This window comes from Herbaspirillum sp. GW821-FHT09A12 (assembly GCF_059418325.1).
Genome location: NZ_JBWKPR010000001.1, coordinates 447,032 through 461,393 on the forward strand (window position 1 = coordinate 447,032; position 14,362 = coordinate 461,393).

15 protein-coding genes are annotated in these 14,362 nt (G+C 63.4%); 8 read left to right on the top strand and 7 right to left on the bottom strand.

The features are described from left to right. Positions 1-166 precede the first annotated feature (166 nt). The 6 genes from AC07N6_RS01975 to AC07N6_RS02000 all read right to left on the bottom strand — a co-directional run bounded on the left by AC07N6_RS01975 (position 167) and on the right by AC07N6_RS02000 (position 6,395). On the bottom strand, positions 167-490 hold the full coding sequence (locus AC07N6_RS01975) for a rhodanese-like domain-containing protein (protein ID WP_050467344.1): 324 nt from the start codon (positions 488-490) through the stop codon (positions 167-169). 8 nt (positions 491-498) lie between these two features. Then, positions 499-1,164, bottom strand: a complete 666-nt coding sequence (locus AC07N6_RS01980; RefSeq protein WP_494780645.1) for a protein-L-isoaspartate O-methyltransferase family protein — start codon at positions 1,162-1,164, stop codon at positions 499-501. A gap of 10 nt (positions 1,165-1,174) precedes the next feature. Then, positions 1,175-1,321: a hypothetical protein gene (locus tag AC07N6_RS01985; protein ID WP_494780646.1), complete on the bottom strand. Its 147-nt coding sequence runs from the start codon at positions 1,319-1,321 to the stop codon at positions 1,175-1,177. Then, positions 1,311-4,508 carry an efflux RND transporter permease subunit gene (locus AC07N6_RS01990; RefSeq protein ID WP_494780647.1) on the bottom strand — a complete coding sequence of 1,066 codons (3,198 nt, stop codon included), beginning with the start codon at positions 4,506-4,508 and terminating at the stop codon, positions 1,311-1,313. The genes AC07N6_RS01985 and AC07N6_RS01990 overlap by 11 nt, the downstream gene beginning before the upstream one ends. Positions 4,509-4,511: 3 nt before the next feature. After that, on the bottom strand, positions 4,512-5,702 hold the full coding sequence (locus AC07N6_RS01995) for an efflux RND transporter periplasmic adaptor subunit (protein ID WP_494780648.1): 1,191 nt from the start codon (positions 5,700-5,702) through the stop codon (positions 4,512-4,514). A gap of 63 nt (positions 5,703-5,765) precedes the next feature. After that, positions 5,766-6,395, bottom strand: a complete 630-nt coding sequence (locus AC07N6_RS02000) for a TetR/AcrR family transcriptional regulator (protein WP_494780649.1) — start codon at positions 6,393-6,395, stop codon at positions 5,766-5,768. Positions 6,396-6,792: 397 nt separating this feature from the next. Here AC07N6_RS02000 and AC07N6_RS02005 point away from each other — a divergent pair, with 397 nt between their 5' ends. From AC07N6_RS02005 to AC07N6_RS02035, 7 genes are all read left to right on the top strand, one after another. Next, positions 6,793-7,053 carry a YkgJ family cysteine cluster protein gene (locus AC07N6_RS02005; protein ID WP_494780650.1) on the top strand — a complete coding sequence of 87 codons (261 nt, stop codon included), beginning with the start codon at positions 6,793-6,795 and terminating at the stop codon, positions 7,051-7,053. A gap of 461 nt (positions 7,054-7,514) precedes the next feature. Then, on the top strand, positions 7,515-8,099 hold the full coding sequence (locus tag AC07N6_RS02010) for a cupin domain-containing protein (protein ID WP_494780651.1): 585 nt from the start codon (positions 7,515-7,517) through the stop codon (positions 8,097-8,099). A 23-nt stretch (positions 8,100-8,122) separates the two neighbouring features. After that, positions 8,123-8,788 (top strand): amino acid ABC transporter permease, encoded by a 666-nt coding sequence (locus AC07N6_RS02015; protein ID WP_494780652.1) that lies wholly within the window; start codon positions 8,123-8,125, stop codon positions 8,786-8,788. Positions 8,789-8,822: 34 nt separating this feature from the next. Next, the gene (locus tag AC07N6_RS02020) at positions 8,823-9,578 is read left to right on the top strand and encodes an amino acid ABC transporter ATP-binding protein (protein ID WP_494780653.1); all 756 of its coding nucleotides are present in this window, start codon (positions 8,823-8,825) and stop codon (positions 9,576-9,578) included. A 27-nt stretch (positions 9,579-9,605) separates the two neighbouring features. Beyond that, positions 9,606-10,433 carry a substrate-binding periplasmic protein gene (locus AC07N6_RS02025; protein WP_494780654.1) on the top strand — a complete coding sequence of 276 codons (828 nt, stop codon included), beginning with the start codon at positions 9,606-9,608 and terminating at the stop codon, positions 10,431-10,433. Positions 10,434-10,480: 47 nt separating this feature from the next. Beyond that, on the top strand, positions 10,481-11,554 hold the full coding sequence (locus AC07N6_RS02030; RefSeq protein ID WP_494780655.1) for an arginase family protein: 1,074 nt from the start codon (positions 10,481-10,483) through the stop codon (positions 11,552-11,554). Position 11,555: 1 nt separating this feature from the next. Next, positions 11,556-12,767 (top strand): M20 family metallo-hydrolase, encoded by a 1,212-nt coding sequence (locus AC07N6_RS02035; RefSeq protein ID WP_494780656.1) that lies wholly within the window; start codon positions 11,556-11,558, stop codon positions 12,765-12,767. A gap of 61 nt (positions 12,768-12,828) precedes the next feature. On the opposite strand, the gene arsC is transcribed toward AC07N6_RS02035, so the two are convergent. Further along, positions 12,829-13,182: an arsenate reductase (glutaredoxin) gene (arsC, locus tag AC07N6_RS02040; protein ID WP_494780657.1), complete on the bottom strand. Its 354-nt coding sequence runs from the start codon at positions 13,180-13,182 to the stop codon at positions 12,829-12,831. 245 nt (positions 13,183-13,427) lie between these two features. On the opposite strand from arsC, the gene AC07N6_RS02045 reads away from it, so the two are divergent. Then, positions 13,428-14,282, top strand: coding sequence for an undecaprenyl-diphosphate phosphatase (locus AC07N6_RS02045; RefSeq protein ID WP_494780658.1), 855 nt, complete (start codon positions 13,428-13,430; stop codon positions 14,280-14,282). Positions 14,283-14,362 lie beyond the last annotated feature (80 nt).

A 14,362-nucleotide genomic window follows, 5' to 3' on the forward strand; every position in this document is an offset into this window, starting at 1 on the left:
ACAAACGATAGGAATGCAAGCGCATCGGCGCGGCCGGGACGGTATCGGGCGGAAGGCGTGCCTGCCGCGCTTGCGCTGGGCACAGGTAACAGGAAATGGGGAAATCCGCCGGAAGCTGTCTGCGGCTTGTTGCGCCCGCCTCCGGTCGGCGGCAGGCGCATCAGGCTCAGTAGGTCGGCATGGACGGGTCGACCTGGCTGGCCCAGGCGTGGACGCCGCCGGTCAGGTTGATGACCTTGGTGAAACCCTGGCGTTCGAGGAAGGCCGCCACTTGCATGCTGCGCCCGCCATGGTGGCAGATGCATACCACGGGCTGCTCTTCATCCAGCTCGGAAAAGCGCCCGGGAACGGTATTCATCGGTACCAGCTGCGAGCCGGCGATGTTGCAGGTTTGGTGTTCCCAAGGTTCGCGCACATCCAGCAGCAGAGGGGTAGGGCGGTCGGGATCGGCGATCCAGGCGGCCAGGTCCGGGGCGGTGATGTGCTCCATAAAAAATCCTAGAAAGTGAAGTGTGAAGGTGTGGCGGCCGCGTGCAAGGGTTTGGCCAGCGTTTCCACCACGTTGACGGTATCGAAGGTGTGTTCGGAGGTGCGGGTGATGAGCTTGAGCTCCATCACCGGTTCGGCGCCGACGATGGCCAGCAGGCGGCCGCCGACCTTGAGTTGCTTGCCGAAGCCTTCCGGCAGGAACGGCAGCGAGCCGGAGATGACGATCACATCGTATTCGCCCGCGCGGCCGTCGGCGCCGGTCCAGCCTTGGGCGCCGTTGCCCAACTGCACGTCGACATTGGCCACGCCGTAGTCGGACAGGTTTTGCTCGGCCAGCGACTTCAGTGCCGGCGAGATCTCGACGGTGGTCACATGGCGCGCCTTGTACGCCAGCAGCGCCGCCATGTAGCCCGAACCGGCGCCGATTTCCAGCACGTATTCGTGTTTCTTGACGTTGGCTTCCTGCAGGATGCGGGCTTCCATTTTGGGCGACAGCATGTTTTCGCCGCCCGGCAGCGGGATTTCGGTGTCGAAGAAGGCCAGGCTACGATGCGCGGCCGGGACAAAGTCTTCGCGCTTGACGACCGTGAGCAGGTCCAGGATGTCCTGCGCCAGCACGTTCCAGGGGCGGATTTGCTGTTCGATCATGTTGAAGCGGGCTTGTTCGATATTCATGGCAGTAGGCTCAATAGCGACGGAAAGCCGCCATTTTATCAAACACCGTCCAGCTCAACAGCTCATATACATCCGGGAAATCCCCGCCAAATCCCGCCTGTTGCAGGATTTCCCCGGTGCAATCGGCCGCGGCGGCGGGCATGCGCTCAATCGTCATGGCGTTCCCCCGCGCCGGCGCGATCCTGCGCCGGGCCGAACCACTTGCGCTTGACCCAGGCGCCCAGGTCGTCCAGGTAGGTATAGGCCACCGGCACCACCACCAGCGTCAGCAGCGAGGAGGTGATGATGCCGCCGATCACCGCCTGTCCCATCGGCGCGCGCTGCTCGGAACCCTCGCCCACGCCGAAGGCCAGCGGCACCATGCCGAACACCATCGCCAGCGTGGTCATCAGGATCGGGCGCAGGCGCACATGCGCCGCTTCCAGCAGCGCCGCGCCGCGTTCCATGCCTTCGCGCCGCGCCTGGTTGGCGAAGTCCACCAGCAGGATGGCGTTCTTGGTCACCAGGCCCATGAGCATGATGAAACCGATGATGGAGAACATGTTGAGCGTCGAGCGAAACATCATCAGCGCCAGGAACACGCCGATCAGCGTGAGCGGCAGCGACGACATGATGGCCAGCGGCTGCAGGAAGCTGGCGAACTGCGAGGCCAGGATCATGTAGATGAACACGATCGCCAGCGCCAGCGCGCCCACGGCATAGCCGAAGGACTCGTTCATGCTCTTGGTCGAGCCGCCGATCTGGTAGCGGTAGCCCGGCGGCCAGTGCATGCCGTCCAGCATGGTCTTGATCTGGGCGTTGATCTGCCCGGCCGACGCGCCCTGGGCGTTGGCCGAGAGCTCGACCTCGCGGTTCAGGTCGCGCCGGTTGATCTGGTTGGCGCCCAGCGTGTTCTTGATTTCGGCCACCTGGCGCAGCGGCACCATGCGCGGCGAACCGTCCGCATTGGTCAGCGTGCTGGCCAGCATCAGGCGCGAGAGGTCGTCCACGGTGCTGCGGTCGCTCGGCGCCAGGCGCACGTTGACATCGTAGTTCTCGTCGTCCGGCGCGCGCCAGCTGCTGGCTGCCTCGCCCGCCAGCAGCGGCGACAGCGCATTGCCCAGCTCGGCCACGCCGATGCCCAGATCGGAACCGATATCGCGCCGCGGTTCGACCGAGATGGTCGGTTTTTGCGCCTTCAGGCTGGAGTCGAGGTCGACCACGCCGGGAATCTGACTGAGCTTTTGCTGCACCTGGTCCGACAGTCGCGCCAGTTGCTGCAGATCCGGCCCCAGCAGGCTGAAGCGGATCTGCTTGCTGTCGCCGCCCACGCCGTCCAGCGTGCCCACGTGGGTCACCGTGATGCCGGCCACTTGCGACAGTTTCTGGCGCAGCAGCGGCGCCATCTGGCCGGTGCTCAGCGTGCGTTCGGCACGGGGCTTCAGGCGCACGAACACGGTCGCATAGTTCTTGCCTTGCGAGTTGCCGGTGTTGACGGTGCTGTAGATGTCGGTGATCTCGGGGAACTGCCGCAAGATCGCCTCGACCTGGTGCACCTTGCTTTCGGTCAGCTCCAGCGAGGAACCCACCGGCGTGAAGAAGGTGACGCCGGTCTCGGAATAGTCCGCCTGCGGCACGAATTCGGAGCCGATCAGGCCTGCGGCCGGCAGCGCTAAGCCGCCGAAGAAGCTTGCCAGCGCGATCGCCAGCGTGGCCACGCGGTGCTTCAACGACCAGCGCAGCATTTCCTGGTAGCGCGCCGACAGCCATTGCACCAGGCGGTCGAAGGCCTGCAGCACGCGGCCGATGGTCTTGTCATACCAGCCGGCCTTCTTGCCATGTTCGCCATGCGCATCCGGATCGGGCCAGATGGAAGAGAGCATCGGGTCCAGCGTGAAGGAGACGAACATCGAAATCAGCACGGCGGCGGCCACGGTCACGCCGAACTGGTGGAAGAAGCGTCCGATGATGCCGCCCATGAAGCCCACCGGCAGGAACACCGCAACGATGGAGAAAGTGGTGGCCAGCACCGCCAGGCCGATTTCCTGCGTGCCTTCCAGCGCCGCCATCCGGTGCGACTTGAACTTGCCGTGCAGCTTCATGCCGGCATGGCGCACGATGTTTTCCCGCACCACGATGGCGTCGTCGATCAAGAGGCCCACGCACAGCGACAGCGCCATGAGCGTGATCATGTTGATGGTGAAGCCGAACATGTACATGAACAGGAAGGTGCCGATCAGCGCCACCGGCAATGTCAGCCCGGTGATCACGGTGGAGCGCCAGGAGTTCAGGAACAGGAACACGATCGCGATGGTCAGCGCCGCGCCCTCGATCAGCGTGCGGCGCACGTTCTCCACCCCGGTGCGGATCTGGCGCGAGCCGTCCTTGACCACCTGCAGCGTCACGCCCGGATACAGCTGTTTCAGGCTGGGTTCCATTTCCTTGATGCTGTGCTTGAGACCGTCGGCCACATCGATGGTGTTCTGGCCCTGGGCTTTCAGGATATCCAGCGCCAGCGTGCGCTGGCCGTTGTACAGGGCCAGCGTCTCTTGCTCTTCCTGGCCGTCGACCACGTTGGCGACCTGCGCCAGCGTCACCGGCTGGCCGCCGCGGCGCGCCACGATGATGCGCTTGAAGTCTTCCGGATTCTTCACGCGGCCCTGTACCTGCACGGTCTTTTCCGCGTCCAGCATGCGGATGGCGCCGGTCGGCAATTCCTGGTTTTCATTCCTGACCGCGTCCACTACCTGGTTCACGCCGATGCCCAGCGCCTCCATCTCGGCCGGCTTGACGTAGATGTTGACCTGGCGCTTGACGCCGCCCACCAGCGTCACCGAACCCACGCCGCGCACATTTTCCAGCCGCTTCTTGATCACCTGGTCGGCGATGGTGGTCAGTTCGCGCAGCGTGCGCGGCTTGGCATCGGGCGCATTGGTGACCGAGATCGAGAAGATCGGCTGGTCGGCCGGGTCGAAGCGGGTGATGCGCGGCTCGTCCACTTCCTTGCGGAAGGCCGACTTCACCAGCGCCACCTTCTCGCGCACGTCCTGTGCGCCCTGGGCCGGGTCAACGGTGAGGTCGAACTGCACGATCACCACCGACAGGCCTTCATACGAATGCGACACCAGCGAATCGATGCCGTTGATGGTGTTGACCGATTCTTCGATCTTGCGCGTGACGTCGGACTCGACGTTCTCCGGCGAGGCGCCGGGGTAGGTGGTCTGCACCACCACCACAGGGAAGGTGATGTCGGGGAACTGGTCGACCCGCATGCGCTGGTAGGAGAACAGGCCCAGCACCACGAAGGCCATCATCATCATGGTGGCCAGGACCGGGTTGCCGATCGAGATGCGCGTGAACCACATCGTTCAGCGCTCCTGCGGTTGGGCCGCGGGCACGGCCGCAGTGGCCGCAGCGGTAGCGCCGCGCTGCAGGATGCGCACCGGCGTGCCGGCACGCAGGATGCCCAGGTTGGCCTTGACCACCAGCGCGCCTTCGGCCAGGCCGCTGGCGATTTCCACCGCGCCGCCGTCGGCGTTGCTGCCTTGCAGGCCGGTCGCCACCGGGCGCCGCGTCAGCACGTTGTTTTCGATGGCGTAGACGTAGGCGTTGCCATCCTCGACCTGGATCGCCGTACCCGGCACGGCCAGCACGCGCTCCTTCTTTTCCAGCGTCAGGCCGGCATCGGCGAACATGCCGGCGCGCAACAGGCCCGTGGGATTGTCCACGCGCACGTAGACCATGATCGAGCGCGAACCCGACTGCGTGGCCGGGTTGATGCGCACCACGCGGCCGACCACCTTCTGCGGCAGGCCTTCCACCGCGACCAGCACTTCCTGGCCGATTTGCACTTTCAGGATATCGTTGGTCGGCACCGGTGCTTCCAGTTCCATCTGCGACAGGTCGACCACGTCCAGCAGCTTGCCGTCGACCGCCACCTTCTCCCCGGGCTGCACATTGCGGGCGCTGATCATGCCGCTAATCGGCGAGCGCACCACGGTATCGGCCAGCGCCTTCCTGGCCACGTCCAGCGCGCCGCGCGCGCTGTCGACGTTGGCGCGGGCGATGTCGAACTGGCTGGCGGCGGTATCGAAGGCGTTGCGCGAGATGAAGCCCTTGTCCAGCAGCACCTGGTTGTTGTTGCGGGTCTGGGTGGCGATCTCCAGCTGGCCTTGCGAGGCCAGCAGCGAACCGCGCGCCTGGTCGACCTTGGCCTGGTAATCGGCGGTCTCGATGCGGGCCAGCACCTGGCCTTGCTTGACCGCTTCGCCTTCGCGCACCAGCACCTGCTGCACCTCGCCCGCCACGCGCGCCTTCACCGACGCCTGGTTCAGCGCGCGCAGCGCGCCCGACAGCGGCAGCACGCGGCGCAGCTCGCCGGCCTGCACGGTGACCAGGTCGCCCGGGAGGAACTCCATCGCGCTGGGGGCCGCCGCCTGCGCAACAGGCGGGGCCGAGGCGGGCGCGCGCTTTTTCAGCAGCAGGCCGGTGGCCCCCAGCAGTACCAGGGCCAGCAGGGTCCAGCGCAGCCAGCGGCGTTTGGGCAGGGCAAGCTTCATTGAAAGTCTCGGTTTGAACATGCAGACGTTGGCGCCCGCGATTTATTGTTGGCCATTGCGGCGTCAGGCCTTCAGGCCGTTGATGCACAGGTCGACCAGGCTGGCCAGGTAAGCATGCGGATCGATCGGTGCGATCGAGCAGGGGCCGAAGGACTGATCCCACAGCATCAGCATCAGCACCGGCGCGACGATCACCTTCTTCAGCGATTCGGCATCGATCTGGCGGAACTCGCCGCGCGCCATGCCGCGTTCCAGCATGCGCACGACCATGGCGTCGCTGCGCACGATGATTTCTTCATGATAGAAGCGCGCCAGCTCGGGGAAATTGCCCGACTCCGCCATCATCAGCTTGGTGATGCCGTTCAGGCCGGAACGCACGGCCGCCTCCCACCATCCCAGGATCAGCTCGCGCAGCAGCTCGGCGCTGCTGCCGGGGTAGTTATCCACCATCGCTTCGGCCTCGTCCAGCAGCGGCAGCATGTGGGTGCGCACCACCGACTTGAACAGGCTTTCCTTGTTTTCGTAATAGAGATACAGCGTGCCCTTGGAGACGCCGGCGCGCGCGGCCACGTCTTCCAGGCGGGTGGCGGCGAAACCGCGTTCCACGAACAATTGCATCGCCGCCGCCAGCAGCTCCTGCGGGCGGTCTTGTTTGCGGCGTTCCCAGCGGGGTTCTTTGGCGGCGTCGGACATAGGCGAGCAAGACAAGGCGCACCGCATCGGCGGCCGGCAAGATCCTGCGTGAAAATGGGGTTGCCGTCGGGCGGGAATACGAGTGCGCCGGTAAATTACCGGAGAGTCAGCAATGTAAGTGGCAAACGGCATGGCGTCAAGGATCAAGGTGGAAGCGGATGGCCAGACTACGGGCGGGCCGGCCCGGCGGCCAGCGCCATGCGACCGGAGGCGACTCCAGCGCCGTGAAATGCGGCAAAGGCGAGGCGAACCGCTGCCGCGATGGCGTGCAAGCATACCCAAGGCCGGATGAAGAAAAGATGAAGCGGCGAGCCCGGCCGCCGCCAGGGCTTTACAATGGCGCCTGCGCATTGCCGGCCGGCAGTGCGCGTCCCGCCCCTTCGATGATTTGCCATCTATGAACTGTCGTCCCCAATGTGGCGCCTGCTGTACGGCGCCTTCCATCACCAGCCATATTCCTGGAATGCCAGACGGAAAGCCTGCGAATGTGCGATGCGTGCAACTGGGCGACGATGACCGATGCCTGATCTTTGGCCGGCCTGAGCGACCCGCGTTCTGCGCCGGCTTGCAGCCTTCGGCGGAGATGTGTGGCGCGACAAGAGACGAGGCGATCCGGTGGTTGTCGACATTGGAGCGTTTAACCGCGCCCAATCCATAGGGTTTTCCTGGCGCCTTTCATTTGCAGTGCGTTGGCAATTAAGCCGGCGCTGCACGACACCCGCCCGTGAAGCCACAGGGTATGCGCAGCCTTAAATAATCAACGCGTCGCGTTATAAAGATTCACCCCGGAGCCGCCTCGGCCCCGGATCCGTTTTCATTATTTCCATCCCCCCAATAACGCCGGCAGCGGTGTGGTCCGAGTATGGCCTCTTTCCATCCAGGGAGGCCTTCGCCTGCCCGTCAGATATTTCCGAAACGACAGAGGCATCCGCACCAAAGTCGAACGCGCATCTCACCAAAGATGCTCCGCGCCTTCGGGCTTGCACTGAACCTGTCCAATCGGCGGGGGCCAATACGCAAAACAGACTGGTATGAAACTTGCTGTCCGGATGTAAAGAGACTTTCACATAAGGAAAGTTACTTGCATTGCCTTTCATCCCCTGTCTGGAGCGCCGTTCGATGGAAAAAGAAAACCAGCTTAACGCCGAGTTTGCGGCAGACGCGATCCAATTGGGCGTCCGGCTCCGGCACGCCAGGAGGCTGCGCAACCTCACCCTCAAGGAGTGTGCCGTTGCGGCCGGATGCTCGGAAGGCCAGCTTTCCAAAGTGGAGCGGGGCGTTTCCGCGCCATCGCTGGCGTTGCTGCACCGGCTTGCGCATCTCTACCAAAGCAACGTCTCCGAACTTCTCGGCAAGACCGCCCAGAACAGCTCGCCGGTGCTGATGCGCGGAAGCCGTCCGACGTTCGACGCCCATGGAGAGATCCGTCTGGAGCGGATGGACCATGCCGCGCCAGGCTCGCTGCTCCAGGCGCACATCCACATCATTCCTGCCGGGGCCAAGAGCGACGGCCTGATCGAGCACGCGGGAGAAGAGGTGGGTTACGTATTGGAGGGAACGGTGAGGCTGACCATCGGCGGCGAGACCTATGTGCTGGGCGCCGGCGACGGCTTTCACTTCCCCAGCCAGATGCCGCACGGGTACGAAAACATCGGACAGGAAATGGCGCGGATCTACTGGGTCAATACGCCCGCCACGTTTTAATCGCAATCGTCTGGGAGCCTACGGTGGAATACAACTGGCAATTTCATTTGCTGTCTCAATATTGGCCGGTCTTTCTGCATGGCGCCCTGGTGACGTTGCAGATTACCTTCAGCGCCACCTTCATCGGCTTGCTGATCGGCTTGCCCGTGGGAGTTGCCCGGCAAGCCCACAATAGCGCATTGCGCATCGTCTCGACCGTGTATGTCGAAGCGATCCGTTCCACGCCGGCGCTGGTACAGATTGTCTGGGTCTACTACTGCTTTCCGGTGCTGTTCGACATCCAGCTGGGCGCCAAGACCGCGGTCATCCTCACCCTGGGGATTCACAGCGGCGCATACGTCGCCGAAATCGTGCGCGCAGGCGTGGAAAGCGTCGATAAGGGGCAACTGGCCGCGGCGCGTTCCATCGGCATGGCGCACATCATGGCGCTGCGCCGCATCATCCTGCCGCAGGCCATCCAACGGATGATCCCGCCGTTCATCAATGAGTTCGCCAACCTGATGAAGCTCTCCACCCTGGGCTCGACCATCGCAGTGTACGAACTGCTGCAGGAGTCGAACAACCTCATTGCCCAGACCTACCGCCCGCTCGAGGTCTATACCTTCCTCGCCATCGTGTTCTTCGCCATCACGTTCCCGTGGATCTGGATCTCACGGCAGCTTGAGAAGAAGCTCAAGAAGAACGCCTGATAAGCCTGATACGCCTGATTGAAAAGGATTACGCATGTTGTCCATCAAATCTCTCGGAAAGTCCTACGACAAGCTACGCGTCCTCAACGACATCAACCTGGAAATCAACACTAAGGATGTCGTGGCGCTGATCGGCCCCAGCGGTTCGGGCAAGAGCACCTTGCTCAAGTGCCTGAATTTCCTCGAGCCGTACGACCAGGGCGAGGTGTTCTTCAATGGCCAGCTGGTTGGCTATTCCAGCACCGGACAGGTGCGCAAGCCGGCGTCGCAATCCGACATCAACAAGCTGCGCACGCAAATGGGCATGGTGTTCCAGAACTTCAACCTGTTTCCGCACATGACGCTCTTGCAAAACGTCATGGAGGGGCCGGTGCATGTGTTGAAAAAATCGACCGACGAGGCCAGGCAGACCGCCGAAGCCATTCTCAGGCGCGTCGGCCTGGGCGACAAGCTCGATGTGCGCCCGACCCGTCTGTCCGGCGGCCAGCAGCAGCGTGCGGCAATTGCGCGTTCGCTGGCCATGAAGCCGCAGCTGATGCTGTTCGACGAACCGACATCGGCGCTGGATCCGGAACTGGTCAATGAAGTCCTGGCCGTCATGGGCGACCTGGCGAACGAAGGCATGACCATGGTCATCGTCACGCACGAGATGTCCTTCGCCAGGGATGTCGCCGACCGGGTCGTGTTCATGGAGGGAGGCTATGTCGTGGAAGAGGGGCCGCCCGAGCAGATCTTTACCTCACCCACAAATGCACGCACGCAGTCGTTTCTTTCGCGCGTTCTTCGATAACAGCATTACTACCTCAAGGGAATCGTCATGTTTAAAAAGCTTGCCTCATTCGTCCTGACTGCCGCATTCGTCGTCGGCGCATTCTGTGCGCCGGCCCACGCCGCCGGCGAGCTCGATGCCATCCAGAAGCGCGGCGAACTGCGTATCGGCTACATCCCTTCCCCGCCGGGCACCAACAAGGATCCGGCGACCGGCGAACTGACCGGTTTCTATGTCGACATCATCAAGAACATCGCAAGCCAGATGAACGTCAAGCCGGTGTTTGTCGAAACCACCTGGGCCAACTTCGTCGCCGGCCTGCAGGCCAAGCAGTTCGATATGTCCATCGGTGCGACCTTTGCGACCGTCAAGCGCGCCATGGCGGTGGATTTTTCCGATCCGCTGTTCTACCTGGGCAGCGTGGCCGTGGTGAAAGCCAGCGACAACCGCTTCAAGACGCCGGCTGACATGAACAAGCCCGACGTGCGCATCGCCGTTGTGCAGGGCACGGCCGCGGAAGATTGGGTCAAGACCACGATGCCCAATGCCAAGGTCATTTCCCTGGCCGGCGGCAACCTGGCCGCGGGCTTCGTCGAAGTCGCGGCCGGGCGCGTCGACGCCAGTTTCGAAGACGTATTCACTGCCGGTCGTTTCGTGGAACAGCAACCGTCGACCAAGGTCATCTTCGCCGACAAGCCGGTGTTCTTCCTGCCGATCGCATGGACGGTCAAGAAGGGCAATACCGAGTTGGCCGATGTCCTGAGCATCGCGTTGCGTAACCTGAAGATGTCGAACCAGATGAATACCATCGTCGGCAAGTACCTCAAGGGCGGCCGCTATCTCGATACCCCGACACTGACCGAATTCCCGAAGTAATCAATCGCTGATCCATCCCCCCGAAACCAATACAGAAGGTAGCCGTCATGCCGTCATATCCAAGTTGGGAAGCAACCCTGGCCGGGAAGCACTGGAGAAACGTCCATTTTCCGCGCATCCGCGAGGACACGCCGACGTTCCTGGGCGTGCCTTACGCCATCGACGAATCCGATCTCCAGGGCGCCGACATCGTCATCATCGGCGCGCCCTTTGCCGCGGGCTGGGGCAAGAAGTACAGCGGCGTGGACAAGGCGGAGTGGCTGGCCGCCACCACCCGCGTGCGCCAGCAATCCATCCGCTACCGCGGCGGCTATGTCCAGGAACTGGATATAGACGTCTTCGAGCACCTCAAAGTCGTCGACTATGGGGATATCCCCATTCCGCTCGAGGCCAGCTACGAAGGGACCGTCGAGCGCATCCTGGCGGCCCAGGACATGGTGGAATCGCGCGTGAAGCAGGCCTTGAACGCCGGCGCCATTCCCATCGTGATCGGCCAGAACTCGCCGGTGGCGTCGTACGCTGTTGGCCGCCCGATCGCCGAGCACTATCCGGGCACCGTCGGCATGGTCAGCCTGGACACGCACTGGGATTGCTGGCCCTACGACTGGGCCACCAAGAACGACCGCATCGCAGGCTCGACCAACTGGAAGGACAAGCTGTTTCGCGATTGTCCCAATTACGCCATCAGGAACCTGGTGGAAATCGGCGAACGCGGGATGCTCGAAGATCCCGCGACCGTGCGCCGCTTCGTCAACGGCGGCTGCTGCTTCATGCCGATGTGGAAGATCCGCACCGAACTGGGCATCGAGGGCGTCATCAAGAACCTGGACCACGCCTACCAGGGCGCCGACGCCGTCTACGCGCACTTCGACATGGACGTGCTCGGCGGCGCCGGGCCGACCGAGGGCGACATCCTGGGCGAGTTGGCCGAGCCCATGGGGATGACCGACTACGAGGCCATCCGCATCGCCTACGAAACCGGCAAGCGCGGTTGTGCGGGCCTGTCGTTTCTGTGCATTCCGCCCGGTTCGGCCATCATGTATCGGGTGATCGTCTATTGCCTGACCTATTTCATGGCCGGTATTGCAGAGCGCAAGCGCAGCGGGAAAGGCGGCGCATGAGATGTTGCTGATTAACGAAGACAAGGTCATTGCCTCGTTGCAGGCGCTTGCCCGATTCGGCGCGCAGGGCGAAGGCGTGAACCGTCCTGCGCTGTCCGCCGAGGATATGCAGGCCAGGCAATGGCTGGCAGCCGAGATGCGCAGCGCAGGTCTTGACGTGACCGTCGACGCGGTCGGCAATGTGTTCGGGAAATCGAAAGCGCCCCGGGCGCTGCTGTTGGGCTCCCATGCGGACAGCGTACCCACGGGCGGCTGGCTCGATGGCGCGCTGGGCGTCATCTACGGCATCGAAACCGCCCGCGCCATGAACCAGCAGCATTCGCAGGCCGCGGTCGGGATCGACGTCGTTGCCTTCGCGGACGAAGAGGGGCGTTACCTGAGCTGCCTTGGCAGCAAATGGTTTTGCGGCGAGATGACCGAAGCGGGGTTGGCGGCACTGGGCTACGACGGTTGCCCGTTTCCTGAGGCCGCCAGCCGGATTGGCCTCGATTCGCAAGTAGGCGCGCTGCTGGACGCCAGGCGCCACGTCGGCTATTTCGAAGGCCACATCGAGCAGGGGCCGCGCCTGGACGACGGCGGCCTGGATCTGGGCATCGTCACGGGCATCGCGGGTATGCGCCGCTTCATCGTGACGTTTGCCGGGCAGGCGGACCACGCCGGCACCACCCCGATGTCGTTGCGCAAGGATGCCGGCATGGCGGCATTTGATTTCGCCACGGCGTTGCGCGACCGCTTCCAGGGCCTGGGCGTTGCCGACGCCGTCTGGAACTTTGGCGCCATCAAGTTGTTCCCGGGCGTTGCCAATGTCGTGCCGCGGGAGGCGATCCTGACGGTCGAGATCCGGCACCTGGATCCGGAAGCGCTCGACCAGATGCAGGCGCAGGTGGCCGATCTGGCCATGAAGCACGACAACAAAGGCGGCGTGGGGATTGCCTGCGAGCTGGCGGGAAACCTGGCGCCCGCTGCCATGGATGCGCGCCTGACCAGGCTACTGGCTAGCGCCGGCAGCGCCAGCAGCACCAGGCTGATGCACATGCACAGCGGCGCCATCCACGATGCGATGGTGATGTCCCGTCACCTGCCCTCAGCGATGCTGTTCGTGCCCAGCATTGGCGGACGCAGCCACGACGCCATTGAAAATACCTCCGAGAAGCATCTGCGCATGGGCGCCAATGTATTTGCCAGGGCGGCTTATGCCATGACGACCGCTTGACGGTCCGCATAAGCCCTTGCGTTGCGGCGGCCTTCCTCCAGGCTGGAGGAAGGGGATTGCATCAGGGAAAAATTTCCGTCAGCCGCTCCTTGGGGCGCACCAGCAACGTCCCCTTGGGCGTGACGACGATCGGGCGGTTGATCAGGATCGGATGTTCGGCCATCGCATCGATCAGTTGGCCATCGGTCAGCGCCGGGTCGTCCAGGCCCAGCTCGGTGTACACCGCTTCCTTGCTGCGGATGATGGCGCGCACCGGCACCCCCATGGCGGCCACCAATTTCTTCAGCGTGGCGCGGTCGGGCGGGGTCTTCAGGTATTCGATCACGGCCGGTTCGGCGCCGCCGTCGCGCAACGCCTGCAGCACGTTGCGGGAGGTGCCGCATTTGGGGTTGTGATAAATGGTGATGTCGCTCATGGGGATCCTTTCGGGCGTGCGTGCCGCGGTTGTCGCTGGCAAAACCGACATGGTAACGTTTCCGGCCGGCGTGGTTGTGCGAGGCTGTCGACTTCGGCACTCATAGAGCGCTAAGTGTCGTACTGTAGAATTTCGGTTTGTTGCGGCGCACCTTTATGCGCAAACATAGTCAAAAAGCCGGTTTGCCCGATCCACCCGCCGCTTTTTCCTGCCAACCCCACCAAAAGAAGCCACCTCAGCCACGTATGGACACTATCCTCGCGCTCAAGGCGCTCATCATGGGCATCGTAGAAGGCCTGACCGAATTCCTGCCCATTTCTTCTACCGGACACCTGATCCTGGCTGGCAGCCTGCTGCAGTTCAGCAGCCCGACTTTCTCCAAGGAAAAAGTTGACGTCTTTGAAATCGTCATCCAGGCCGGCGCCATCCTCGCCGTGTGCTGGGAATACCGGGTACGCATCGCCTCGGTGCTGACCGGCCTGTTCACCGACCGCAAGGCGCAGCGGCTGGTGATCAACCTGATCGTCGCCTTCCTGCCGGCGGCCATCCTCGGCTTCCTGTTCAGCAAGAAGATCAAGGAAGTGCTGTTCAACCCGCTGTCGGTGGCGATCGCCTTCATCGTCGGCGGCCTGGTCATCCTGTGGGTGGAACGCCGCAACAAGGACCGCATGAGCATGGCGTCGGCACGCATTGAAACGGTGGACGACATGACCCCGATCGACGCCCTCAAGGTCGGCATCGCCCAGGCCTTTGCGCTGATCCCCGGCACCAGCCGCTCCGGCGCCACCATCATCGGCGGCATGCTGTTCGGCCTGTCGCGCAAGGCGGCCACCGAGTTCTCGTTCTTCCTGGCCATTCCGACGCTGTTCGCCGCCACCATCTACTCGCTGTACAAGGACCGCGCGCTGCTCTCCGCGGCGGACGTGCCGCTGTTTACCATCGGCACCGTGGCCGCCTTCGTCTCGGCTTTCCTGTGCGTGCGCTGGCTGTTGCGCTATATCAGCTCGCACGACTTCACCATCTTCGCCTGGTATCGGATCGTGTTCGGCATCGTCGTGCTGGTCACGGCTTATAGCGGCGTGGTGGTCTGGGTGGAATGATTCCACGCGCCTCCCGCAGGTTTGATTAATTCAGCGCAGTACCGTCGTACCGGACCGGACGCCTCGATGCGTCCGGCCTC

Excerpts from the sequence above, each read along its gene's own strand:
- AC07N6_RS01975 (WP_050467344.1), bottom strand. The coding sequence starts at position 490 with ATGGAGCACATCACCGCCCCGGACCTGGCCGCCTGGATCGCCGATCCC.
- AC07N6_RS01980 (WP_494780645.1), bottom strand. The coding sequence starts at position 1,164 with ATGAATATCGAACAAGCCCGCTTCAACATGATCGAACAGCAAATCCGC.
- AC07N6_RS01985 (WP_494780646.1), bottom strand. The coding sequence starts at position 1,321 with ATGACGATTGAGCGCATGCCCGCCGCCGCGGCCGATTGCACCGGGGAA.
- AC07N6_RS01990 (WP_494780647.1), bottom strand. The coding sequence starts at position 4,508 with ATGTGGTTCACGCGCATCTCGATCGGCAACCCGGTCCTGGCCACCATG.
- AC07N6_RS01995 (WP_494780648.1), bottom strand. The coding sequence starts at position 5,702 with ATGAAGCTTGCCCTGCCCAAACGCCGCTGGCTGCGCTGGACCCTGCTG.
- AC07N6_RS02000 (WP_494780649.1), bottom strand. The coding sequence starts at position 6,395 with ATGTCCGACGCCGCCAAAGAACCCCGCTGGGAACGCCGCAAACAAGAC.
- AC07N6_RS02005 (WP_494780650.1), top strand. The coding sequence starts at position 6,793 with ATGAACTGTCGTCCCCAATGTGGCGCCTGCTGTACGGCGCCTTCCATC.
- AC07N6_RS02010 (WP_494780651.1), top strand. The coding sequence starts at position 7,515 with ATGGAAAAAGAAAACCAGCTTAACGCCGAGTTTGCGGCAGACGCGATC.
- AC07N6_RS02020 (WP_494780653.1), top strand. The coding sequence starts at position 8,823 with ATGTTGTCCATCAAATCTCTCGGAAAGTCCTACGACAAGCTACGCGTC.
- AC07N6_RS02025 (WP_494780654.1), top strand. The coding sequence starts at position 9,606 with ATGTTTAAAAAGCTTGCCTCATTCGTCCTGACTGCCGCATTCGTCGTC.
- AC07N6_RS02030 (WP_494780655.1), top strand. The coding sequence starts at position 10,481 with ATGCCGTCATATCCAAGTTGGGAAGCAACCCTGGCCGGGAAGCACTGG.
- AC07N6_RS02035 (WP_494780656.1), top strand. The coding sequence starts at position 11,556 with ATGTTGCTGATTAACGAAGACAAGGTCATTGCCTCGTTGCAGGCGCTT.
- arsC (WP_494780657.1), bottom strand. The coding sequence starts at position 13,182 with ATGAGCGACATCACCATTTATCACAACCCCAAATGCGGCACCTCCCGC.
- AC07N6_RS02045 (WP_494780658.1), top strand. The coding sequence starts at position 13,428 with ATGGACACTATCCTCGCGCTCAAGGCGCTCATCATGGGCATCGTAGAA.